This is a genomic window from Butyricicoccus sp. AM78-15b2TA (assembly GCF_027665985.1).
Taxonomy (GTDB): domain Bacteria; phylum Bacillota; class Clostridia; order Oscillospirales; family Butyricicoccaceae; genus Agathobaculum; species Agathobaculum butyriciproducens.
Map to the genome: position 1 here is coordinate 1 of NZ_JAQEHY010000058.1, position 866 is coordinate 866.

The 866-nt window shown below is 50.9% G+C and carries 1 protein-coding gene; it reads right to left on the reverse strand.

The genetic code is table 11. The features are described from left to right. The coding region (locus PGS25_RS15585; RefSeq protein WP_270419424.1) for a recombinase family protein at positions 1–866 on the reverse strand (866 nt) is incomplete at both ends.

Below are 866 nucleotides of genomic sequence, written 5' to 3' on the forward strand. Positions count from 1 at the left end.
TCAATCAGAGCGATAAAACGGTCAGCGTCCTTTTCGTGCTTTTCATAACTCCTGATAGCCTTTTCCAGAGCAGAGATTTCATCGGTAAGCTCGGCTTGCTCCTTTGCGTATTGAGCGTCCAGAGTGGCGTATCTGCTGTCGGACAGCTTTCCTAAAATGTTGTCCTCATAGATTTTGCAGAGCAGAACTTCCAGATCGGAAACTCTCTGCTTTGCGGCGGCAAGGCGTGTCCGCTGTTTCCTGACCTCTGTGGTCTGCTGGCTGGACTGTGCTTCCTGCACCACACGGACAAACTCGGCTCGGTCATGCTTGGCATATTCTGCAATGGCTTTCAGCATTTCAGAGACAAGGGACAGCACCACATCTTCATTGATACGGTGCTGTGTGGCGCAGAGCTTTCCGACCGGGATTTTGCTGTACTGTGAGCAGGTATATTGAGAGATACGCTTGCCGTTGTTGGTGCGGTGGACATACATCTTGCCGCCGCAATCGGCGCAATAAAGCAAGCCTGTGAGGGGAGCTGCTTCGCCCCAGCCGTCCGGGTAGCGTCTGACATTCCCACGGATTTTCTGCACAAGGTCAAAGGTCTGCTGGTCAATGATAGCTTCATGGGTATTCTCGAAAATCGTCCATTCGTCCTCCGGGACATAATGGCTTTTCTTGTCCTTGAAGTGCTTTCGGGTCTTGAAATTGATGGTGTGTCCCAGATATTCACGCTTTTCAAGAAGGTTGCAGATGGTGGAAGAACCCCAGCCGTACACATCTTTGAAAGTCTTATTCTTGTTCACGCCCTCGCCGTGCTGGGCAAGGTAAGCGGACGGAATGAGGATTTTTTCTTCTTTCAGCTTGCTGGCGATCTGATACGG